This is a genomic window from Sulfurovum iocasae, assembly GCF_047716765.1.
Classification (GTDB): Bacteria; Campylobacterota; Campylobacteria; order Campylobacterales; family Sulfurovaceae; genus Sulfurovum.
Map to the genome: position 1 here is coordinate 2,285,448 of NZ_CP180410.1, position 21,854 is coordinate 2,307,301.

Below are 21,854 nucleotides of genomic sequence, written 5' to 3' on the forward strand. Positions count from 1 at the left end.
CTCGTAGGGTGCGTTTGCCAACGCACCCTACGTCAATGATGAATATTCCCATTCTTCCTCATTCTCTACATATTTATGCTTCAATGGATTATTACGTATATACTCCAAACATCGCAAATAATCTTTTTCATCTCTAATAGTATGTTCATAATATCGCTTCTGCCATATAGGTTTTATTTTTCTTTTATATCTACTATATGATTGTTCTTCTTCTATATTAAAATGCCTTGAAAAATTATATTTTATAGATTTGACAATTTTAGGATAATCGGTCACATTTTTAGGAGTAATAATCATATGTATATGATTAGGTAACACCACAATGGCATCTATGTTATAAATATAAAATCGTTTACTATCACGAAAGCTATTACGTAACAGTTCAATATTATCAATCAAAATTGGATTACGTCTATGTGTAACCATAGTTAAATAATAGCTATGTCCTGCTAAAAAAAGTCGTTTATAATTTGCCATTTTAAAGTGTAACAAAGAATTATGATTATTATTGAAAATATGACATATTGTCATGTTTTTATATGGAATCATATTGTTGTGGTTGTATATGTAAAAAAGGTGCGTTGGCAAACGCACCCTACAACAAAATATATTCACAAAAAAACATCACCACCAAAACCAAACCCGTAGGGTGCGTTTGCCAACGCACCAATGATATTTGATATATAAAGAAATAGGGAGTTATTTATCAGTTTAAAGTGATGTACACATTACCACGGACACCGTGGTAACGAGAAAGGTGAAATTAGTTAATTTTCTTCAAAATCTGGCAATTCATTTCTTGGGTCTGTTACAATATATAAACTAAAATATTTAGACTCAAAATATTTCGGTTGAAGATCTTGCAAACTAGATTTATCACTTCCACTAACCCTATTCAGATACAAATTTAATATCATTAAAGCACTTAAAGCATAAATAATATTCTCTAAATTTGCTTTCTCAAAATTGCTATGTCGGTAATGTTTGACTAAGTTATAGCTTTTCCACCAATTGGGTGAATCCTTCACATCCCATTCTTCCCACGGTTTAATATCAATATCTAAATCTAGAATTATTACTTCACTTTGAGTTAATTTTGGATATTTAGATAAAATAATATCTTTATATTGAGATATATTACCACTAAAAACTGTTTCATCAAAATAATCACTCGTACTATCTATTGTTTTACATAGCAAACGACAAACAGAATCAATTTCAGAACATGCTAATTGTAATATTTTAGACAGTTCAAATGAATATGTTTCAAAATTTCTTTCACTAACCTCTATATAATTTTTTAAATTTATAAAATCTTTTTCTAATAATAAAAAGTAATTCCAATGATTGGCTAATTGTTTCTTTTCCATTTTTTAATTCTGCTTACCCAACCAAACCTTCAAACTCTCCACCTGCTCCAAAGTCCTAACAGTAGCAGTACCACCTTCAGACATACGAGCATTCATAGAAGCACGGTTATCAAGAAGTGCTACTACACCCTCACCTATACGCTTATCTATGCTCTGTAGATCAGCCAAAGAAAGCTCAGAGATATCAAGACCTTTCTCTTCAGCAAGGTTCACTGCATTACCAGTGATGTGGTAAGCATCACGGAACGGAAGCCCTGCTTCTTTTACAAGGTAGTCTGCCAAGTCTGTCGCACTTAGGTGTCCTACCATACATGCTTTTTCCATCTGCTCTACATTCACTGTCATATCTGCTATCATCTCGTTGAGTACTTGTAGTGAAAGAAGTGCTGTTCTTACAGAATCAAATACACCCTCTTTATCTTCTTGCATATCTTTGTTGTATGCAAGTGGTAAACCTTTCATCACAGTAAGAAGTGCAACAAGATTACCGTTTACACGACCTGTCTTTCCTCTGAGAAGTTCAGGGATGTCAGGGTTTTTCTTTTGAGGCATGATGGAGCTACCCGTTGCATGTCTATCACTGAGTGTCACCCATCTAAACTCACTTGCAGACCACAAGATAAGCTCTTCACTCAAACGACTCATATGCATCATCATAGTAGAGATGTTAAAGAGTATCTCCAACGCAAAGTCACGATCACTTACCGTGTCAAGACAGTTCAGAGTCGGTGCATTGAAGCCCAGTTTATCTGAAGTGATCTGACGGGAGATGTTATGTGGAGTACCAGCCAATGCGGCACAACCTATAGGAGAGTAGTTGTTACGCTCATAAGAACTCATAAAACGCTTATAGTCACGTTTAAACATACTCGCATAAGCCATCATGTGGTAACCGAAGTTTATAGGCTGTGCATGTTGTAGGTGTGTCATACCGGGAAGCATCACTTCTGCATTTGCTTCAGCTGTTTTCACAAAAGTAGAGATGTTTTCTAAAAGTAGGTCAGCGATGGCTTTAGTATTGTTCTGCACATAGAGTCTAAAGTCAAGCGCCACTTGGTCGTTACGACTACGTGCTGTATGAAGACGTTTACCCGCATCTCCTATCTTGTCTGTAAGTCTTCCCTCAACAGCCATATGGATATCTTCATCATCACCATCAAGCTTAAACTCACCAGACTCCACTTCACCTAAGATCTCATACAAACCACCCTCTATCTGTTCATAATCCTCTTTAGAGATGATCCCCTGCTCACAAAGCATATACGCATGCGCACGTGACCCCTCTATATCTTCACGATAAAGTACTTTATCAAAAGGCAGAGAGTTATTAAGATCTTGAAGTAATTTCGAACTCTTCTCAGAGATTCTTGCAGATGCAATTTTTTTAGACATTGATATTCCTAGGTAATTAATTGATGTATTTTATCGTAAAGTACGTTTGAGAAGGTTTTGAAAGACGAAGAGCCTAAAAAAACAAGGGGGTTATATCTAGGGAGATATGAGGAAAGGCTCTTCTATAAAAGATAGCCAAAGAGCAAACAAGGAAGTTTACAATTTTGGACAAGGAGTAAAACAAGCTCTTCAGAGATGCTACCTTTTCTAATAACATTATAAACGATAGGAGTTAATGACGAGTAAATAGATGATTAATCAATAGTTTTATCATCAGAATCAGTTAAGAGTTAAGAGTTAAGAGTTAAGAGTTAAGAGTTAAGAACTTTGACATATGATAGCTATTTGTCAAGAAAGATATACAAAGGCAATACCTTGTCCGAACAAAGATCAGCAAACCATAAAAGTAATTTGTACACGCCAGTCCTTTGCATTTTGTTTTTTTGGGTTCGTTCTTTTATTTGTTGCATCAACAAATAAAAAAAGGAACAAGAAGAAAGTAAATAAAAGATAAAAATAATAGCAAAGAGATAAAAGTCAGAATAAAGTAAAAGTAAAGAACAATAGCAATAAGAATAAAAAGTAAAGATATTGATAAGAGTAAAAGTTGATTATTATTTGAGATTGAAGATTAGAAATTAAACTCAATGTGGCAGCGACCTACATTTCCACAGACGTAGCCTGCAGTATTATCGGCGATGGGAGGCTTGACTTCCAGGTTCGGAATGGAGCTGGGTATGACCCTCCCTCTAGCCCCACCACAAAGAGAAGAAAGAACACCGATATGTGCTTTCTTTTCTCTGTATTGAGTTTAGAGAAACTTAGTATTGTTAAGAGTCTAGACATAATGTTGATTTTGGGTAAATTACAATCTTACAAGGACTTAATGTTATTAAGTTTGCACTTAATAAGGTAGTACCTATTGAAGAATAAAGTAAATACAGACGATCTATTAGTACTGGTCAGCTAAATGTCTTTCAACACTTACACACCCAGCCTATCAACGCAGTAGTCTTCTGCGGATCTTCAGGGATGATTCATCTTGGAGTTGGCTTCCCGCTTAGATGCCTTCAGCGGTTATCTCATCCGAACATAGCTACCCAGCGATGCCCTTGGCAGGACAACTGGTACACCAGTGGTTCGTTCACCCCGGTCCTCTCGTACTAGGGGCAACTCTCCTCAATCATCCAACGCCCACGGCAGATAGGGACCGAACTGTCTCACGACGTTCTGAACCCAGCTCGCGTACCACTTTAAACGGCGAACAGCCGTACCCTTGGGACCTGCTTCAGCCCCAGGATGTGATGAGCCGACATCGAGGTGCCAAACCTCCCCGTCGATGTGAGCTCTTGGGGGAGATCAGCCTGTTATCCCCGGCGTACCTTTTATCCTTTGAGCGATGGCCCTTCCACACAGAACCACCGGATCACTATGACCGACTTTCGTCTCTGCTCGACATGTACGTCTCGCAGTTAAGCTGGCTTGTACCATTATACTCTGCTATCGATTTCCAACCGATATGAGCCAACCTTTGTAAGCCTCCGTTACTTTTTAGGAGGCGACCGCCCCAGTCAAACTACCCACCAGACATTGTCCTCCTTGGGGATAACCCAAGCAAGTTAGCAATCAGAATATATAAGGGTGGTATCTCAAGGATAGCTCACCATAATCTAGCGACTATGGATCAAAGCCTCCCACCTATCCTGCACAAATATATCCCAATTGCAGTGTCAAGCTATAGTAAAGGTGCACGGGGTCTTTCCGTCTTGCCGCGGGTAGGAGGAATTTTCACCTCCACTACAATTTCACTGGATCCCTGGTTGAGACAGCTCCCATCTCGTTACGCCATTCATGCAGGTCGGTATTTAACCGACAAGGAATTTCGCTACCTTAGGACCGTTATAGTTACGGCCGCCGTTTACTTGGGCTTCGATCAAGAGCTTCGCGATAAATCGCTAACCCCATCAATTAACCTTCAAGCACCGGGCAGGCGTCACACCTTATACATCCTCTTACGAGTTAGCAAAGTGCTGTGTTTTTGATAAACAGTCGGGAGGGACTCTTTGTTGCAACCTCTTCCGCTTTCTGGAGTAAATCCATATACAGAAGGAGGCACACCTTATTCCGAAGTTACGGTGCTAGTTTGCAGAGTTCCTTAACCAGGGTTCTTCCACGCGCCTTAGAATACTCATCTCACCCACCTGTGTCGGTTTACGGTACGGGCAACTAATAATACACTTAGAGGCTTTTCTTGGCACGACGGTATCAACGATTCTGAATCATCTCCGAAGAGCGTCATCAGCCTGTCAGGTCTCGAAAACAGCCGGCGGATTTTCCTATCCAGCTTATCTACACCCTTCGAGCCACTATTCCATCAGTGACCTCGTTTAACCCTATGCGTCCCCCCTTCGTACTAAACTATTAGTTGGTATTGGAATATTAACCAATTTGCCATCGCTTACCCCTTTCGGACTCAGCTTAGGACCCGACTAACCCTACATTGACGAGCATCGTGTAGGAACCCTTGGGTTTACGGCGAACGGGATTCTCACCCGTTTTATCGCTACTCATGCCTGCATGCTCACTTCTAGCCGCTCCACCACTCCTTACCGGTATGGCTTCAATGCTGACTAGAACGCTCTCCTACCACTTGAACTATTGTTCAAATCTACGACTTCGGTGTCTATTTTAGCCCCGTTATATCTTCGGCGCAGAATCGCTAGACCAGTGAGCTGTTACGCTTTCTTTAAAGGATGGCTGCTTCTAAGCCAACCTCCTGGTTGTCTAAGCAACTCCACATCCTTTTCCACTTAAATAGAACTTTGGGACCTTAGTCGGTAGTCTGGGCTGTTTCCCTTTCGACATAGGATTTTATCACCCTACGCCTGACTGCCATGAATTCACATGAGGTATTCGGAGTTTGACTGGGTTTGGTACCTTGGTATAGGCCCTAGCCCAATCAGTGCTCTACCCCCTCATGCTTCGAACATGACGCTATACCTAAATATATTTCGGAGAGAACCAGCTATCACTAAGTTTGATTGGCCTTTCACCCCTATCCACAGGTCATCGGAGAAGTTTTAAACCTTCACCCGTTCGGTCCTCCACTAGCTCTTACACCAGCTTCAACCTGCCCATGGATAGATCACTTAGTTTCGGGTCTACAGCAACTAACTAGCGCCCTATTAAGACTCGCTTTCGCTACGGCTTCTCGTTTGATTAACCTTGCTAGTCACCATAACTCGCAGGCTCATTATGCAAAAGGCAGTCCATCACCCCGCGTAAAGCATGGGGCTCTGAATGATTGTAGGCAGATGGTTTCAGGTTCTATTTCACTCCGCTTGCCGCGGTTCTTTTCACCTTTCCCTCACGGTACTGGTTCACTATCGATCCTGAAGTAGTATTTAGCCTTGGAAGGTGGTCCTCCCATATTCAGTCAGGGTTTCACGTGTCCCGACCTACTCGAATAGTCTAAGATTAGTTTTCATATACGGGACTTTCACCCTCTTCGGTCTAGCATTCCAGCTAATTCTATTAACACCTCAAAGATTTTAGGGCTGTTCCCGTTTCGCTCGCCGCTACTAGGGGAATCTCGGTTGATTTCTTTTCCTGTGGGTACTGAGATGTTTCACTTCCCCACGTTCGCTCCTCGAAAGGTGATGTGCATCGCTACACACCGGGTTGCCCCATTCGGAAATCCAGGGATCAAAGCTTCTTGGCAGCTCCCCCTGGCTTATCGCAGCCTAGTACGTCCTTCATCGCCTCTTCTGGTCTAGGCATCCACCATCTGCCCTTAGATTAATTTAATTAATTCTAAGGTACTACCTTATTAAATGCAAATGAGTCATTATTATATGATTCGTTTGTGTTGTTTAATAAGTTTGAAGTTCTTACACTTCGTTTTTATTGAGTTTCTTGCACATGAAAGATATTACTATTGAATAAATTCGCTAATAATATTTTTATGTTAAATTGTAATTTGTTTTGTAAAACTTTCGATGTTGTAATAAATTACGTCATCTATGTTTTGCAACATTACGTTAGACTCTTAACAATAATAAGTTAAATAACTTTAGGTGTAAAACCTAATAGAAAAACTCTTTGAATTCTTCTATTAAGTTTTTGCATTCCATCATCTCTTTCGAAATGGTGGAGAATAACGGGATCGAACCGATGACCTCCTGCGTGCAAAGCAGGCGCTCTCCCAGCTGAGCTAATTCCCCAGGCATAATACACTGTGTGTAATATAAGTCAAAGATCCTAATAATCTTTGACAACCAAACATAAGTTATTGATTGAACAATTTAAACAAGTCATTGTCTTTTGTGTTGTTGTTCATATATTGTGAGATACATGAACTATACTCTTGAAAGGAGGTGATCCAACCGCAGGTTCTCCTACGGTTACCTTGTTACGACTTCACCCCAGTCGCTAATTCCACCGTGGAGGGTAGCCAGTTTAGCTTCCCCGCTTCGGGTGAAATCAACTCCCATGGTGTGACGGGCGGTGAGTACAAGACCCGGGAACGTATTCACCGTAGCATAGCTGATCTACGATTACTAGTGATTCCAGCTTCATGTAGTCGAGTTGCAGACTACAATCCGAACTGAGACCAGGTTTATAGATTTGCTCCACCTCACGGTATTGCGTCTCATTGTCCTGGCCATTGTAGCACGTGTGTTGCCCTAGCCGTAAGGGCCATGATGACTTGACGTCGTCCTCACCTTCCTCCTCCTTACGAAGGCAGTCTCACTAGAGTCCTCGGCCGAACCGTTAGTAACTAGTGACGAGGGTTGCGCTCGTTGCGGGACTTAACCCAACATCTCACGACACGAGCTGACGACAGCCGTGCAGCACCTGTATAAAAGCTCCCGAAGGCACCTCTGCATCTCTGCGGAGTTCTAATATATGTCAAGGCTAGGTAAGGTTCTTCGCGTATCTTCGAATTAAACCACATGCTCCACCACTTGTGCGGGTCCCCGTCTATTCCTTTGAGTTTTAATCTTGCGACCGTACTCCCCAGGCGGAATGTTTAATGCGTTAGCTGCATCACCGAATAGACTAGCTACCCGACGACTAACATTCATCGTTTAGGGCGTGGACTACCAGGGTATCTAATCCTGTTTGCTCCCCACGCTTTCGCGCCTCAGCGTCAGTACTGTTCCAGAAGATCGCCTTCGCTTTTGGTATTCCTAGTTATCTCTACGGATTTTACCCCTACACAACTAATTCCATCTTCCCCTCCCAGACTCTAGCCTAATAGTTTTGGATGCAGTTCTACGGTTGAGCCGTAGGCTTTCACATCCAACTTAATAGGCCGCCTGCGCGCGCTTTACGCCCAGTGATTCCGAGTAACGCTTGCACCCTCCGTATTACCGCGGCTGCTGGCACGGAGTTAGCCGGTGCTTATTCATATGGTACCGTCATTATCTTCCCATATAAAAGGAGTTTACGCACCGAAATGTGTCATCCTCCACGCGGCGTTGCTGCATCAGAGTTTCCTCCATTGTGCAATATTCCCCACTGCTGCCTCCCGTAGGAGTCTGGACCGTGTCTCAGTTCCAGTGTGGCTGATCATCCTCTCAGACCAGCTAGGCGTCATAGGCTTGGTAGGCTCTTACCCTACCAACTACCTGATACCATATAGTCTCATCCCTTAGCGAAAAAACATTTCCCAACTTCCATTAAGGAAGAAGGAGTATGAGGTATTAGCTACCGTTTCCAGTAGTTATCCCTCTCTAAGGGGCAAATTAACTATACATTACTCACCCGTCCGCCACTTAGCTGACATCCTAGCAAGCTAGGACCGTTCTCGTTCGACTTGCATGTGTTAAGCACGCCGCCAGCGTTCACTCTGAGCCAGGATCAAACTCTCCATTAAAAATGAAATGGTTTGAACCATTGTCAAAGAATCACTTAATTTATTTCTAAATAAGTTATATCTTTATCCAATTTTTTAAAAATTGGTAAAATTAAAACTCAAATAGACGTTGATTTGTTTACTTATATTTGGTTGTCAAAGATCATTCAATAACACTCTTGCTAGCAACTCGCTAACCGTCCATGTGTTGTTGGACGCGTATTATAGCACCGACTTTCTTTATTGTCAAGGGTTTTCTGAGAATTTATGAAAATTCTTTGAAATTCTTTTTTTACTTACATTATATATGTAAAATAAATAAAATTTAGCTTATTTTACTTCAATTTATCATTACAGCCCTACTGCACTTTATTTAAAGTATTTAGAAAAGAAATCAATATAATTTAAGACTATATTTTAGCTTATGAAATAAAAATATTAATTAAGAAAAAGAATTTAGATTTAATATATACAAATTTAAAAAAGTATCAAAATGCTAATTTGGGCATTATTCGTTTATATGTATCAATAATTATATTAGGTAACTTTCTATAAAGTTCACCTGTTTTTGTTGTCGCAACTAAAATTGTATTGCCAACAGAAACAACTTCGCTATTGTCATTAATTACTTCATAGGCAAAAATAACTTTTATTTTAGTCAATTTTTTTATGTATGTTCTAATAGTGATATTATCATATGTTTTTATTGGTTTAAAATTTTGGAATCCCATAGAGATAATCGGTAATACTATATCATGCCCATTTGCATTCATATCTAACCCTAAATACTTTGTAACTTCAATTCTTGCTGCTTCAAACCACTTGATATAATTTCCATGCCAAATTTTACCAGTTAAATCAGTATCACTTGCATATGTTTTTATTTTTAAATCATAAAAATTACTTGTGATATTTGGGGATATAGAGATTTGTTTGTTTTTTTCAAACTTTGATATAGCTGTTGTAATACACTTTTCTTTATCATCTAATATCTTGTAATTGAAAATGAGTGTATCGCTATCTTCAGTTAAATCAACTGTTATTGATAGCAGTTGGTCCAATGAAGCCATTTTTATAAATTTAATATCTTCATTACCTATCATATAGTTTGTATTAAAATATGAAATATCAAAATTTATTTTTTGTAATAATTCTGTCCTAGCTTTCTCTAACCACTTTATATAACTCCCATGCCATGCCATGCCCCAACCATCAGTATCAGATAAATATACTCGTTCATAATGTTTAATTGTAGCATCCATACTTAACCTTTATTAGTATTATTTCTATCAAAAAAAGATTTTATTACATTATATAGCATAAATGGTTGAAAAATATTTATTGGATGCTTAACAAAGTGCAATACTTGTGCAAAACAATGCCACACTTTTTGATTTGAACCAGAAAGAATAAATAATTGTTTTGAGTATATATTTTGCATTTTATGTTTAAAATTTCTTTTCCCTATAACTTGTGGATATCTGAAATCTTCACCCGATGTTACATCCCATGCAATATTTATTACAGGGGTTATATTTTTGTAATATCTTTTTTCAATATTTTTTAGTCCACTTGAAAGTGATTTTTGCAATGCTTTGGCTTCTAATGCTATTACAGTTATTCCTTGTCCGTATATTGGATTTACTACGGTAACAGTATCACCCAAAGCAATAATTCCTTGAGGTGGATTTTTTAATTTTTCAAAATATCTTCTTTTGTTCTTTGGTGATTTAAAAGATGAAAAATCTGATATAGATATAGAATTTTTTATAAAATTATATATTTTCTCATTTGCAAGATTTTTTGCATGTTTCAAAAAACCATCATAATTTGTAGGTGCATGATCTTCTAAGCATCCTGATAGCGCAACCATGTATCTTTCTCCATTTTCATCTTGTTCTATTGGAACAACTGCACCATATTTTGTATTATTTGGTGCAAAAGGGTATACAAATAATGCCTTCCGATCTTCATTATATAATTTATTTGGTCTAAATAACATACTTGTATAGCCCATGTCAATTTTTATTTCTTCTTCAATAGAAGTTTCCAAACCAATTTCTATCATCCATTTTGAACTTGATGAAAATCTACCAGTAGCATCAATAACAAAATTAGATACTATTTCATTGTTTTTACTATTTTGTATAAATTTCACTCCTGATACTCCTTGCATTTTCTTATCATAAATCAAACCTGTAATCTTTGAAGATGTTAGTAGTTTTACATTTTTACATTGATTTTAATAGTCTATTTCTTAAATTATATTCTAAAAATGGTCTGCTCTGAAAAGATGCTTTCAATTTTGATTTGTATCTAGTTTTCCAAACACCAAAATGAAACCAAGCTACATCATTTTGACTATCAACTAAAATTGATCCTGTTTTACTTAAATCTTTTGAAAAACCAGGAAATAATTCATCAATAATCTTTAAACCACCATCAAGTAAAACATGTAAATGTGAACCTTGAGGAACTGATTTCCTTCTTTTTTTTAGTAAACTTTTATCATCTTTTTCTAAAATAATTACTTCATCAAAAAAATCTGATAAAACCCTTACCGATAATATACCAGCTATACTACTTCCCATTACAATTGCTGTCTTTCCTATATGATTCATTTTGACTCTCCATAAAATAGTTTATAAAGTAATTCTTTAACTGAAATTATTTCATTAATTTTATATCCATTTGTACCAATAAAGAATAATCCTGTTTCTTCAATACCAAAATGAGCATCTGATAGCCTATCAGCAATACAAAAGCCAACTTCTTTAGCTTCAGTACCTTGATTACAAGGAAATACACAATTGCTTATACATTTAATTTTTGGTGCTTGATTATTTTTTATTGCTTGTATTAAATTTGATTTTATAACTCTCGCAAGATATCCTACTGGTGATTTTACTAACTCAATATCATCTTCCTTTGCTTCAATCAATAATCTTTTAAAATTATCGTCGATATCACATTCATGTGTTGCCATAAATCTAGTTCCCATTTGAACACCATCAGCACCTAATTGAATAAGTTTATCAATATCGTTTTTATCCCAAATTCCTCCAGCTGCAATTAGTGGAAAAACTCCCCATTTTTTAATTTCTTCCTTTATGGGTTGAATAAGATTTTCTAAACGATATTGTTCATCATGACATTGTTCAAAAGTAAATCCTTGATGTCCTCCACTCAGAGGACCTTCAACAATTATTGCATCAGGTAACTTATTATACTTCTTTATCCATCTTCTACATAAAATGTTTAAAGCCTTAACAGAAGAAACTAATGGTATTAATGCAACATTTGGAAAGTCTTTTGTAAATTCAGGTAAATTTATAGGTAAACCTGCACCTGTAATTATTACATCTGCACCAGCTTTACATGCGTCTCTAACAATTTGTCCATAATTATTAGTTGCATATAAAACATTACATCCTAAAGGCTTATCTCCACATATTTTTCGTGCATTTTTGAAAATCTCAAATAATGCCTCTCTATTGTGTAGATTATTAGCACCAAGTGGTCTATTATCAATAGATTTTTCAATAAAAATTTGATTTTTATAATATCCAGTACCCGCTGCACTAATTATTCCAAATGCTCCTTCTTTACTAACAGTACCTGCAAGTTTATCCCAACTTACACCCACTCCCATACCACCTTAAAATATTGGTATATCAATAATCATATCTTTAATTTTTAAAGGCTTTAAATGCATACTATTCTCCAAATAAGATCTTTTTATCAAATAGTTTATTCAAAAGTTGTATTGCTAAACAATATTTTTTACAGTTAGACCATAATAGAATATTCTATAATTTTAAAAATTTTTAAGAAAAAAAAAGGGGGTGGTGGCAATTATGTACCATATAGACTTATGTATGAAAATCAATAAAATAATTAATCAACAAGGAATAACAAAAAAAGAATTTATCATAAAACTTCAATCTCTTGAACCTAACGTTAATAGAATAGGAAATATTCCTTCTTTTTCAAGTATTTACTCTTATCTAAACTGTTGTGTTCCTGTACCTATAAATCTTATTCCATATATTGCTATTACATTAAATATAGAGATTTATGAACTTTTTCAAGAGTAAAAATTTCGTATAGATTTATTCTAAGTAGAGAGCGTGAACATGAGGTAATAAATTTGACAGAACGGAAAAATCTCCATTCAGTCAAAGATGCTATAAAGCAGAAAGAATTATATTTCTTCTGCTTTCTGTACATCATATAGAACATCATCCATTGGGTGACGATACATAGGCATAGCCAATCTTTTCTCATCAAGTACGTGACCGATGAAACCGATAGATCTACCTACGATAAAGAATGCGTTAAGTGTACCAGATGCAATAAACTCATTAATCTCATCTTCAGAGTAACCTAATGCTCTCCACATATCTACCATAAGAATACCGATAGTACCATCCACATTAAGAATCAAGTTCTCTTTCTTAGATGTTGTAAGTGCTTCAACTGTTCTTGCATAGTCAAGAAGTGGTGTAGCTGGGAAATGCTCAGCTGCAAAGTTCATAAGACCTGTAACTCTAAGGTCAGGGTTCTTAAGAGATTTAATTCTGTGACCGATACCTGGAATTGGTATACCTTGCTTCTTCATGTGACCTAAGAACTCTTTTGGTGAAAGGTTATTATCATCAGCATATTTGAAATGCTCTGCAGCACCATCAATAGCACCACCAAATCTTGGACCAATAGTAAGAAGACCCGTAACCAATGATTCAACCACTGATTTACCAGCTCTAGCAGTTACTTTTGCATTGTGTGCACCTGAAACGGCAGGACCATGGTCAGCAACAGTTTTGATAACAGTTTCAATGAACTGTGTTGCCCACTCTGGATACTGTTTTTTGAACCATAGAAGTGAAATAACATCACCGATACCTTTACCTGTATCTGGAGTTGCAACAGATGAGATAGGGAAACCAGCGTATGTACACTCTTCGCCTCTATCATCAGAAATAGTACAGATAAACTCTTTGCTTCTTCTAACTTTAGGAACTGTGTTCATCTCTGGCTCTGGAATTTCAGCAAGGTTAAGAGATTCAAATACCTCTTTAATTTTTGCAGGAAGGTCATTGAATGTTGCAGGTACATGAATACCAACTTCAGCCATTGCATTGTTTTTATATTCAGCTGTTTCAGAATCAGCATTTGCAGAAGCTCCTGCGTGACCGAACTGAACACCTGAATCGTAATACTTGGCAATCGTACCGATACACCATGCAATAATTGGCTTTTTGATCTTACCTGATTTAACAGCTTCGATCACTTTGTACTCTTCAGTACCACCAACTTCACCAAGAAGGATCATGTATTTCACTTCCGGGTTCTCTTCCATTCTAAGAAGGTTGTCGATAAATACAGACCCAACGAATCTGTCTCCACCGATCGCAACACCTTCAGCAATACCATCAGCATTGATAGAAATGATGTTTGAAAGCTCATTGAAAAGACCACCTGAACGTGTTACAAGACCACAAGAACCAGCTCTATGAAGTTTAGAGTTGATGATGTTGTCGATAGTACCACCGATGTTTGCAATTTTAAATGCACCTGGAGCAATAGCACCAACAGTTGCAGGTCCGATTACAGTTACACCTTTTTCTCTTGCAAATTCATTCATACCACGTGCAAGTCTTTCCGGGATACCTTCAGCAGTGATCATGATAGATTTAAATCCACCAATATTAAGTGCTTCCATAGTTACATCATATGCAGTTCTGAATGATGCAAAGTTAAGAAGTGCTTCTGCAGTCGGGTGTGCTGCTTTTGCATCTGCTGTTGTTTTATAAAGTGGGATCATCACTTCATCTGGACCAAAGAAAAATTTATCAAACTTGTTATTTGATGTAGGAGCAACAATAGCCGCTACTGATGGTGTTTCTCTCTTGATCGTATAATCATAGTCCAACATTCTTTGGATAGCAGTTTTGTTGTTGTTCCAAAAAATTGCTTGTGTATCTTTAGTAAATAATTTTGACATTCTTCTCTCCCTACTTCTCTAGTGCCATACGCACGATATCAGTTACGTGTGTTTCTGGTCCATAAACTTCGATGTAAAGACCCATTCTATCAGCTGCTTCTTTAATATCTTTAAGACCTTTTTCATAGTTTGGTCCACCACGTCTAACATAAATTTTCACATCAATTGCTTTGAGTTTTTCCTGATACTCTTCAAATGCCTGAATAATACCTGTAAATGTTTTTGCAACATCTGTAAAGTTGGCGATCGCTCCACCAATAATAAGTACTTTACCTCTACCTGAAGGATCTTTCTCTCTTGTCATAAGATCAAAAAGTGTTTCAGCATAGAATTTAGTTTCACCTGTTGTTGGCCCACCTGAGTATTCACCGTAGTTCGCAAGATCTTCGATTCCCGCCATATCAGCAATAGTATCAGCATAAACAACTGAAGCACCACCACCGGCAACCATTGTCCAGATTCTAGCTTCTGGTTTAAGCAATGTCAATTTAAGTGAAGCACCTGTTTTAGCATCAGCCTCTTCAACTGCCATTACTTCTGGTGACTTAGCTTCCATGCCAAATGCAGTTGGGTACTCTACATCACCCCACTGCTCTACCATCATGAATCCGGCAGTATCATCCAGTTTTGCAACCATATCAAGAAGCTCGATCGTGTTACCTTGCATTACAAACGGGTTGATTTCAAGGTATGCGAAGTTTAGTTCACGGTATGCTTGAAAGAAACCGATTGCAAAATTGGCAAATGATTCTTTATCTTTATCTGCAACATCCGCAGGAATGTTTGCTCTGATCTTGCTTGCAATTTGTTCTTCAGTGTCAGTGATCTTAAATGCAACTTCTGTTACTTTCTCGTCCCAACCCTCTTCAACTTCCATTCCACCTTCAGCAGACATATAAAGCATATCATCATCACCTACACATGTAGCAGAGATATAATACTCTTCTTCCTGTGTATGTGGCATAAATGGCTCAACTAAAAAGTGAGTCAACATATCAACTGACGGCTCACCTGTTGGTGTATCACCGTCAAATGAAAAGAAAACTTCTTGTTTTTCGCTTGATTTTTCATCGATCCATGAAGTCGCTTTTGCTAATGAAACATCACCTGGTTTGGCATCTTTGAAAAGAACCAATCCATTTTTACCTCTTTTACCAAAAAGCATATCTGGTTTTGCAACCAATGTTTTTTCGTTTAACCATGCATGTGTTTTTGCAGCTTCAGTTAAGTCTGCTCCATTTTGAACCATTACAGTTTCATATGCATATGTAAAGTCCGGGAAATACTTATCCCAGTGCTTTGCCAAGATTGACTTTGCGTCATATTCTCTAATCGCCTTTTGAGCCATCGAGTTCTCCTTTTATTAAGTTCTCATTATTTTAGCACTAGATTGATTTATCTTTTGTATAGGTAATCTAAACTATAAGTAGAAAGTGGAGATTGTGTATTTTAGAAACAGTTTTTAGAGGTACCCGTGAGGTGATTATTTCTCTTCTATACAAGGATGAATACCATAATATCTTAACTGGTAACGTTCTCGCCATTGTGCATCATCAGAACAACTTACACCTTTTGCTTTTAATTGTTCAGCTAGAAGGTATGGTGTATAGATACGATTTGCAAAATGTCTGCTTGGATCCGATGCAGCATAAAATAACATTTTATGAAACACAATCACAAAGGCACTCAAAGCTAAGAACACCATTACTACATAAAATCCCAGTTTATAACGTTTTTGAAACTCTGGTAAACGTACACGTACACTATGGTTAAACACATCAAGCATCAAAACAATTGCGATCATTACATAAGGAGCAAAATCTGTAATATAGACACGCTGACGTATAGAAAGAAGTAAAGAGAAAGCGAATGCTGTAAATGAAATGTACCATAGAAGTGTTTTTTTCTCTCTGAGTAAAATACGGTACATGGCATAAAAGAAATAGAGGAATATCAATGGAGAAAAAACCGTTGCATACAGTCCAAATATCTCTACAAAGTGTCCTGAGGGTCTTCCGCCTATCTCAATTCCTTTTGCCAAATAAATAAAAGCAAAAAGAAATGCAGAAGAGATAATAATAAATTTTTTATCTTTATGTATCACTGCATAAAGCAATACAGCGACAAAAAAGATGATAGAAGCCTCATGGATGAAAAAAAGTGCGAGCATGATAAAAGGCAGTACTATAAAATAACTTTTTTCATAGAGCAACACAAAAAGTAACACAAGAGGCAAGACAATAATAGCTACATTGACCAATGTTGTAGCAGTAAGAATACCAGGCAGAAACATAAAAATAAATGTTGAGAGGTAAGCATCTTCACGTTTGGAAAAATAACGCCGACTGAGCTCATAAAAAAGTCCAACGGTTAAAAAACCAAGAAAGAGGTAAAAAACCCTTAGTCCTATAAATCCGGGGACTAAACTTTCTCCCCATCTCATTAATATTCCGACAACATCCTGTGAAGTGTAAAGTATTTTTGCCTCATGAGGACTAATGGGAGTTGTAGCAGCAAGATAAAAAACAGCTATAGCATAAAAAAAAAGTGCTAAGAGAAAGTGCTGTTTTTTCATCGTAAATGCTTAGAGTTTAAGAAAGTTGTCTAACATTTCATGCCCATGCTCACTCATAATGGACTCTGGATGGAACTGTACACCATAGATAGGTTTATCTTTGATCTGTAGTGACATGATCTCATCATCATCTTTGCTATGTGATGTTGCGATGATACACTCTGGCAATGTCTCTTTTTTTACTGTTAAAGAGTGATAACGTGTAGCTCTAAACTCGTTTGGCAGATCTTTAAAAATAGGTGTTTCTTGATCTACAACAACCTGGGAAGTCTTGCCATGCATCATATTTTTAGCTCTTATGACATCACCACCAAATGCCTGTGCAATACTCTGATGTCCTAGACAAATACCAAATATAGGTGTAGTATCGGCAAATTCTCTAATGACATCCAGTGTCACCCCAGCATCATCTGGCGTAGAAGGTCCGGGAGAGAGGATGATCTTTTCAGGATTCAGTGCTTTGATCTCCTCTATCGTAAGTTCATCATTACGTATGATCTTCAGATCTGCACCTAATTCTCTACAATACTGTACTACATTGTAGGTAAAGCTATCGTAGTTGTCTATCATTAGTACCATTAGTTATTTCCTGTTATATTATCATTTTTTAGCATATCAACCGTCCAAAAAAAGTCTATCCACCCTTTGGCTTCTTTTACATACCAATTTGGAGCTATTTTAGCACCTTTATTATAAAAAAGTGATGCTACTTTGAACGTAATATCTGGATATACTTTTTTCAATACTTTTAAAACTTCTATAAGTGTATCTCCTGAGTCAACTATATCATCTACGATAAGTACCTGCTTAGCATCTTTTAACTCTGGGATATTAAAGACATCAACACTTTGCAGTTTTTTTGTGTCTTCGTAACCTATAGTATTGATACCATATACAGAACGAAGGTTATAATATTCACCCATTAATTGTGCTAAGCTTAATCCACCTCTGGCGACAGCGATTATCGCATCAAACTCCCAATCTATCTTTTGAGTCAATACTTTTGTATCAGCTAAAAAATCCTCATAAGGATAATAGAGTTTCTCCATGCTAATAGGCTTTTAACTCATTATAAAGGCTATCACGTTCTATGGGTTGGAAACCAGAGTTTTTTATAAGTGCTACAAAATCATCAAGATTCATACCATGACTGCTTTGTGCCCCCGCGGCAGCCTGGATAGATTCTTTTTCTATGGTTCCATCCAAATCATCACAACCAAACTCTTGAGCTATGAGTGCAAGATTAATGGATGCCGTAACCCAATATGCTTTGATATGAGGGATATTATCTAACATAATGCGAGAGATAGCGTAAGTTTTAAGTATCTCTTGTCCTGAAGGAAACTCTTTTACCTTTAAAAAGTTATTGTCTCTTTGATAGACAAGCGGAATAAAAGCATTAAATCCACCTGTTTTATCTTGCAAGTCTCGTAGTCTTATCATGTGATCTATGCGATGTGCTCTTGTCTCTACATGACCAAAGAGCATCGTTGCATTACTCTCTTTACCTCTTTCATGCCATTTTTGGTGTATCTCTAACCATTGGTCTGAGGTCACTTTACCTTTACAAAGATACTCACGTACCTCTTCATCAAAGATCTCTGCACCACCACCAGGCATGGAATCTACACCACTCTCTATCATAAGGTTAAGAACTTCATCGTAACTAATACCATATTCTCTGGTTAAAAAATCTATCTCTGCTGCTGTCATTGCTTTTACATGTATGTCAGGGAACTGCTCTTTTATCTTTCTAAAAGCACCCATATACCACTCTACCCCATCATTAGGATTATGTGCTGAGACAATGTGCATCTCTTTTGCACCAATTTTTACAGATTTTTTGACTATCTCCAATATCTCTTCATGACTCATCGTATATTGGTTAGGATTTTTTCTGCTTGCAGAGTAGGCACAGAACTTACAGATATCAGCACATACATTAGTAGGATTGATATGACGGTTAATATTAAAATAACTTTTCTTTCCATATTTCTCCTGGCGTATCTCATCTGCGAGTTCACCTAAAGTATACAAGTCTAAATCATAGAGAGCTTCTCCTTCTTCTTGAGTAAGTCGCTCTTTGTTACGTACCTTTTGTATCAAATCCATCTGAGTATATCCATAGTTATTTTTGGGTATTATACCAAAGAACCATCTGAATAAAATTATGGAGAGTATATTGGATACAGTTAAAGCCCAAATTGAAGAACTACTGTATGAAAATGCAGCAGATTTTGAGATAGCCAAAGTCCTTAAAAAAGATATCAAACTCTACTTTGATACACTTGAAGAGACCTTTGCTACCACAGGTGGTAAAGATTTCCTGGTCAAACACACCAAAAAGATAGATACTGTTTTAAAGATCATTTACAAAGTTGCACTTAGATCCATGTTTGGAGACTATGCCCCGATGAAAAACTCTGTTCCTCTTGGGCTTGTTGCATTAGGGAGTTATGGACGAGAACAACTTTGTGTCCACTCTGATATAGACTTGATGATCGTGTATAAAGAAGTTCCCGGATACAATCTCAAAGAGATGATAGAGAAAATGCTTTATATTCTTTGGGATACAGGACTAAAAATTGGGCATCGTGTACACACGGTTGAAGAGCTGTATGAAGTTTCAAAAACTGACATTACCATCAAAACAGCACTCGTAGAGTCTCGTTTTATAGAGGGTTCACATTTTATTTGGGTTGATACACAAAATGCCATCAGCCAAATACGCCATGATAATATAAAAGAGTTTATAGAACTCAAACTGAAAGAACAAGAGATAAAACACCGTAAATTTCCACTCACTATGGAACCTAATCTCAAAGAAGGAGTAGGTGGTTTTCGTGATGCCAATCTTGTTTTCTGGATAGGAAAAGCAATTTATAACGTAGATAACATTAAGAATCTTCCTTCATCTATAGTAGATGAAAAAGAGTATCGGACTTTTAGAATTGCTTTAGAATTTCTATTTCGTGTGCGTTCTGCTTTACATCTGGCAACAGGTAAAAAGGAGGACAAATTACGTCTTGATCTTATTCCAAGCATAGCAAAACTGGTTGGATACGAAGAGAGCAAGCAAGGACACATGAAGTTTGCCAAAAAAGTTACTGAGAGCCTTAAGATAATCAGACTCTATAGTACTATTTGGTTAGATAAACTTACCAAAGAGTATGTCGTGGTAGATTCTGAAAAGAATTTTATCTATCCTAAAACAAAAGATTTTAACACTCTTCTTGGAGAGTTGTCTGATCATGCAGAAAAACCTTTTTATGCACATTCTACATTCCTACAGCAACTTCTTGTCGCAGATAGACCAGATCGCCCAGATGAAACATTATATAAAACAATTGCAAGATTTTTTTATCAACCATACTCTTATTACATCTTAAGTTCTCTATCATTTTCAAGGCTACTTAAGTATGTTATTCCACCCATACGAAACGTTGTTGATCTTCCTCAATTTGACGGATACCATCAGTATGCTGTCGATATACATTCTATGAAATCCGTATACCATTTGGAACATATAGAAGATCCCTTTATTCACGATCTGTTTGAGACTTTGAATAAAGATGAAAAAGCAATGTTGAAACTCGTTACTTTCTTACATGATGCAGGTAAAGGACGCAAAAGAGACCACCATTTTGTAGGGGCATCACTCTTTAAAGTTTTTGCGAATAAACTACATATAGACCCTGAACTCATTAAGACAGGAGAGACTCTTATACACTATCATACTCTCATGAGTAATGTCGCTCAAAGAGAAGACCTCTATAGTGAAAAAGTCATTCTAGCCTTTGCTTCACACTTCAAAACTAAAAAACTTTTAGCTATGATCTATATCCTTACGTATGCAGATATGAACGGGGTAGGAAAAGATACGTATAATTCATTTAATGCACGATTGATTAAAACACTTTATTTGCGTTCTATTGAAGCGCTGAGCCATACCATCATGCTGGATAACGCAGGCAAGCGTATTAAGAAAGAGCAAACACTCAAAAAGCATCCTGATTTTCTTGCACTTAGTAAGAGAGAACAAAAAAAGATTTTACAGATCCCTTCCAATCTACTTTTTTTACGTTATAAACCTGAAAGGATCGTAGCGATCGCTAAAAAAGGCTTTCAAACAAAAGAATATGAATTTTTAATCAGTAACAAAAGGCATTTGACCATTGAACTTATCCGTGCAAGATCATTTAATTTAGGTTATTTTTTAGGCAAACTAACCAACCTCGATGTAGTTAATATGGATATTTGTAAACTCTTTGATGATCTAAAATATTTTAAAATAGACTTTTCGGTCAAAGTAGATCGAGAAGATATACTGCTCATCGAAGAGATACTTCATAATTCATTTAATGACAGCAAAAAAAGCACTCTACACCTACCTGTTATTCAAAAAGAAGAACTTGAAATTGATTGTGAACATTCACAGAGCTATGCTATGATGCGACTTCACACTACAAATCAAAAAGGGTTACTCGCCTATATCATTAATATGTTTGATGAAATGGGCATTGACATTGTTTCTGCTAAAATACATACGATTAAAAATCGTGTAAGGGATATCTTTCTCATCGAAAAGAATGGAAACTTTTGTCATAATACAGATAAAATTATTGATAAACTTACAGGGGAAGATTAAAG

15 protein-coding genes, 1 tRNA gene and 3 rRNA genes are annotated in these 21,854 nt (G+C 37.0%); 2 read left to right on the top strand and 17 right to left on the bottom strand.

Features of this window, described 5'->3' with window-relative positions:
• Positions 1-27 precede the first annotated feature (27 nt).
• From ACLHDG_RS11195 to ACLHDG_RS11245, 11 genes are all read right to left on the bottom strand, one after another.
• Positions 28-477: an REP-associated tyrosine transposase gene (locus ACLHDG_RS11195; protein WP_415406322.1), complete on the bottom strand. Its 450-nt coding sequence runs from the start codon at positions 475-477 to the stop codon at positions 28-30.
• A 290-nt stretch (positions 478-767) separates the two neighbouring features.
• A complete protein-coding gene (locus tag ACLHDG_RS11200; RefSeq protein ID WP_415406323.1) occupies positions 768-1,370 on the bottom strand; it encodes a hypothetical protein in 603 nt (200 codons plus the stop codon).
• A gap of 3 nt (positions 1,371-1,373) precedes the next feature.
• Positions 1,374-2,762: an argininosuccinate lyase gene (argH, locus tag ACLHDG_RS11205; RefSeq protein ID WP_415406324.1), complete on the bottom strand. Its 1,389-nt coding sequence runs from the start codon at positions 2,760-2,762 to the stop codon at positions 1,374-1,376.
• Between the two features lie 647 nt (positions 2,763-3,409).
• Positions 3,410-3,525 (bottom strand): 5S ribosomal RNA (gene rrf / locus ACLHDG_RS11210).
• Positions 3,526-3,693: 168 nt separating this feature from the next.
• Positions 3,694-6,570: ribosomal RNA gene (locus ACLHDG_RS11215) — 23S ribosomal RNA — on the bottom strand.
• 339 nt (positions 6,571-6,909) lie between these two features.
• Positions 6,910-6,985: transfer RNA gene (locus tag ACLHDG_RS11220), tRNA-Ala, on the bottom strand.
• 146 nt (positions 6,986-7,131) lie between these two features.
• Positions 7,132-8,643 (bottom strand): 16S ribosomal RNA (locus tag ACLHDG_RS11225).
• Together the 16S, 23S and 5S rRNA genes with 1 tRNA gene alongside form the textbook arrangement of a ribosomal RNA operon.
• 467 nt (positions 8,644-9,110) lie before the next feature.
• Positions 9,111-9,884 (bottom strand): hotdog domain-containing protein, encoded by a 774-nt coding sequence (locus tag ACLHDG_RS11230; protein ID WP_415406325.1) that lies wholly within the window; start codon positions 9,882-9,884, stop codon positions 9,111-9,113.
• 2 nt (positions 9,885-9,886) lie between these two features.
• Complete coding sequence (locus ACLHDG_RS11235) at positions 9,887-10,780, bottom strand: hypothetical protein (protein ID WP_415406326.1); 894 nt, start codon at positions 10,778-10,780, stop codon at positions 9,887-9,889.
• 73 nt (positions 10,781-10,853) lie between these two features.
• The gene (locus tag ACLHDG_RS11240) at positions 10,854-11,243 is read right to left on the bottom strand and encodes a hypothetical protein (protein ID WP_415406327.1); all 390 of its coding nucleotides are present in this window, start codon (positions 11,241-11,243) and stop codon (positions 10,854-10,856) included.
• Positions 11,240-12,274: a nitronate monooxygenase gene (locus ACLHDG_RS11245; protein ID WP_415406328.1), complete on the bottom strand. Its 1,035-nt coding sequence runs from the start codon at positions 12,272-12,274 to the stop codon at positions 11,240-11,242. The genes ACLHDG_RS11240 and ACLHDG_RS11245 overlap by 4 nt, the downstream gene beginning before the upstream one ends.
• 226 nt (positions 12,275-12,500) lie before the next feature.
• On the opposite strand from ACLHDG_RS11245, the gene ACLHDG_RS11250 reads away from it, so the two are divergent.
• Positions 12,501-12,719, top strand: coding sequence for a hypothetical protein (locus tag ACLHDG_RS11250; RefSeq protein ID WP_415406329.1), 219 nt, complete (start codon positions 12,501-12,503; stop codon positions 12,717-12,719).
• A 107-nt stretch (positions 12,720-12,826) separates the two neighbouring features.
• Here ACLHDG_RS11250 and ACLHDG_RS11255 read toward each other — a convergent pair whose 3' ends face one another.
• The 6 genes from ACLHDG_RS11255 to mqnE form a co-directional block, all read right to left on the bottom strand.
• Positions 12,827-14,629, bottom strand: coding sequence for a citrate/2-methylcitrate synthase (locus ACLHDG_RS11255; protein ID WP_415406330.1), 1,803 nt, complete (start codon positions 14,627-14,629; stop codon positions 12,827-12,829).
• A 10-nt stretch (positions 14,630-14,639) separates the two neighbouring features.
• Entirely contained in the window at positions 14,640-15,977 is a 1,338-nt protein-coding gene (locus ACLHDG_RS11260) for an ATP citrate lyase citrate-binding domain-containing protein (protein WP_415406331.1), read from the bottom strand.
• A 135-nt stretch (positions 15,978-16,112) separates the two neighbouring features.
• Positions 16,113-17,204 carry a hypothetical protein gene (locus tag ACLHDG_RS11265; protein ID WP_415406332.1) on the bottom strand — a complete coding sequence of 364 codons (1,092 nt, stop codon included), beginning with the start codon at positions 17,202-17,204 and terminating at the stop codon, positions 16,113-16,115.
• A 9-nt stretch (positions 17,205-17,213) separates the two neighbouring features.
• Entirely contained in the window at positions 17,214-17,783 is a 570-nt protein-coding gene (locus tag ACLHDG_RS11270; protein ID WP_415406333.1) for an anthranilate synthase component II, read from the bottom strand.
• The gene (locus ACLHDG_RS11275; RefSeq protein ID WP_415406334.1) at positions 17,783-18,253 is read right to left on the bottom strand and encodes a phosphoribosyltransferase; all 471 of its coding nucleotides are present in this window, start codon (positions 18,251-18,253) and stop codon (positions 17,783-17,785) included. The genes ACLHDG_RS11270 and ACLHDG_RS11275 overlap by 1 nt, the downstream gene beginning before the upstream one ends.
• 1 nt (position 18,254) lies before the next feature.
• Positions 18,255-19,316: an aminofutalosine synthase MqnE gene (gene mqnE / locus ACLHDG_RS11280; RefSeq protein WP_415406335.1), complete on the bottom strand. Its 1,062-nt coding sequence runs from the start codon at positions 19,314-19,316 to the stop codon at positions 18,255-18,257.
• Positions 19,317-19,386: 70 nt separating this feature from the next.
• Here mqnE and ACLHDG_RS11285 point away from each other — a divergent pair, with 70 nt between their 5' ends.
• Positions 19,387-21,852 (top strand): nucleotidyltransferase, encoded by a 2,466-nt coding sequence (locus ACLHDG_RS11285; RefSeq protein ID WP_415406336.1) that lies wholly within the window; start codon positions 19,387-19,389, stop codon positions 21,850-21,852.
• The last annotated feature ends 2 nt before the right edge of the window (positions 21,853-21,854 follow it).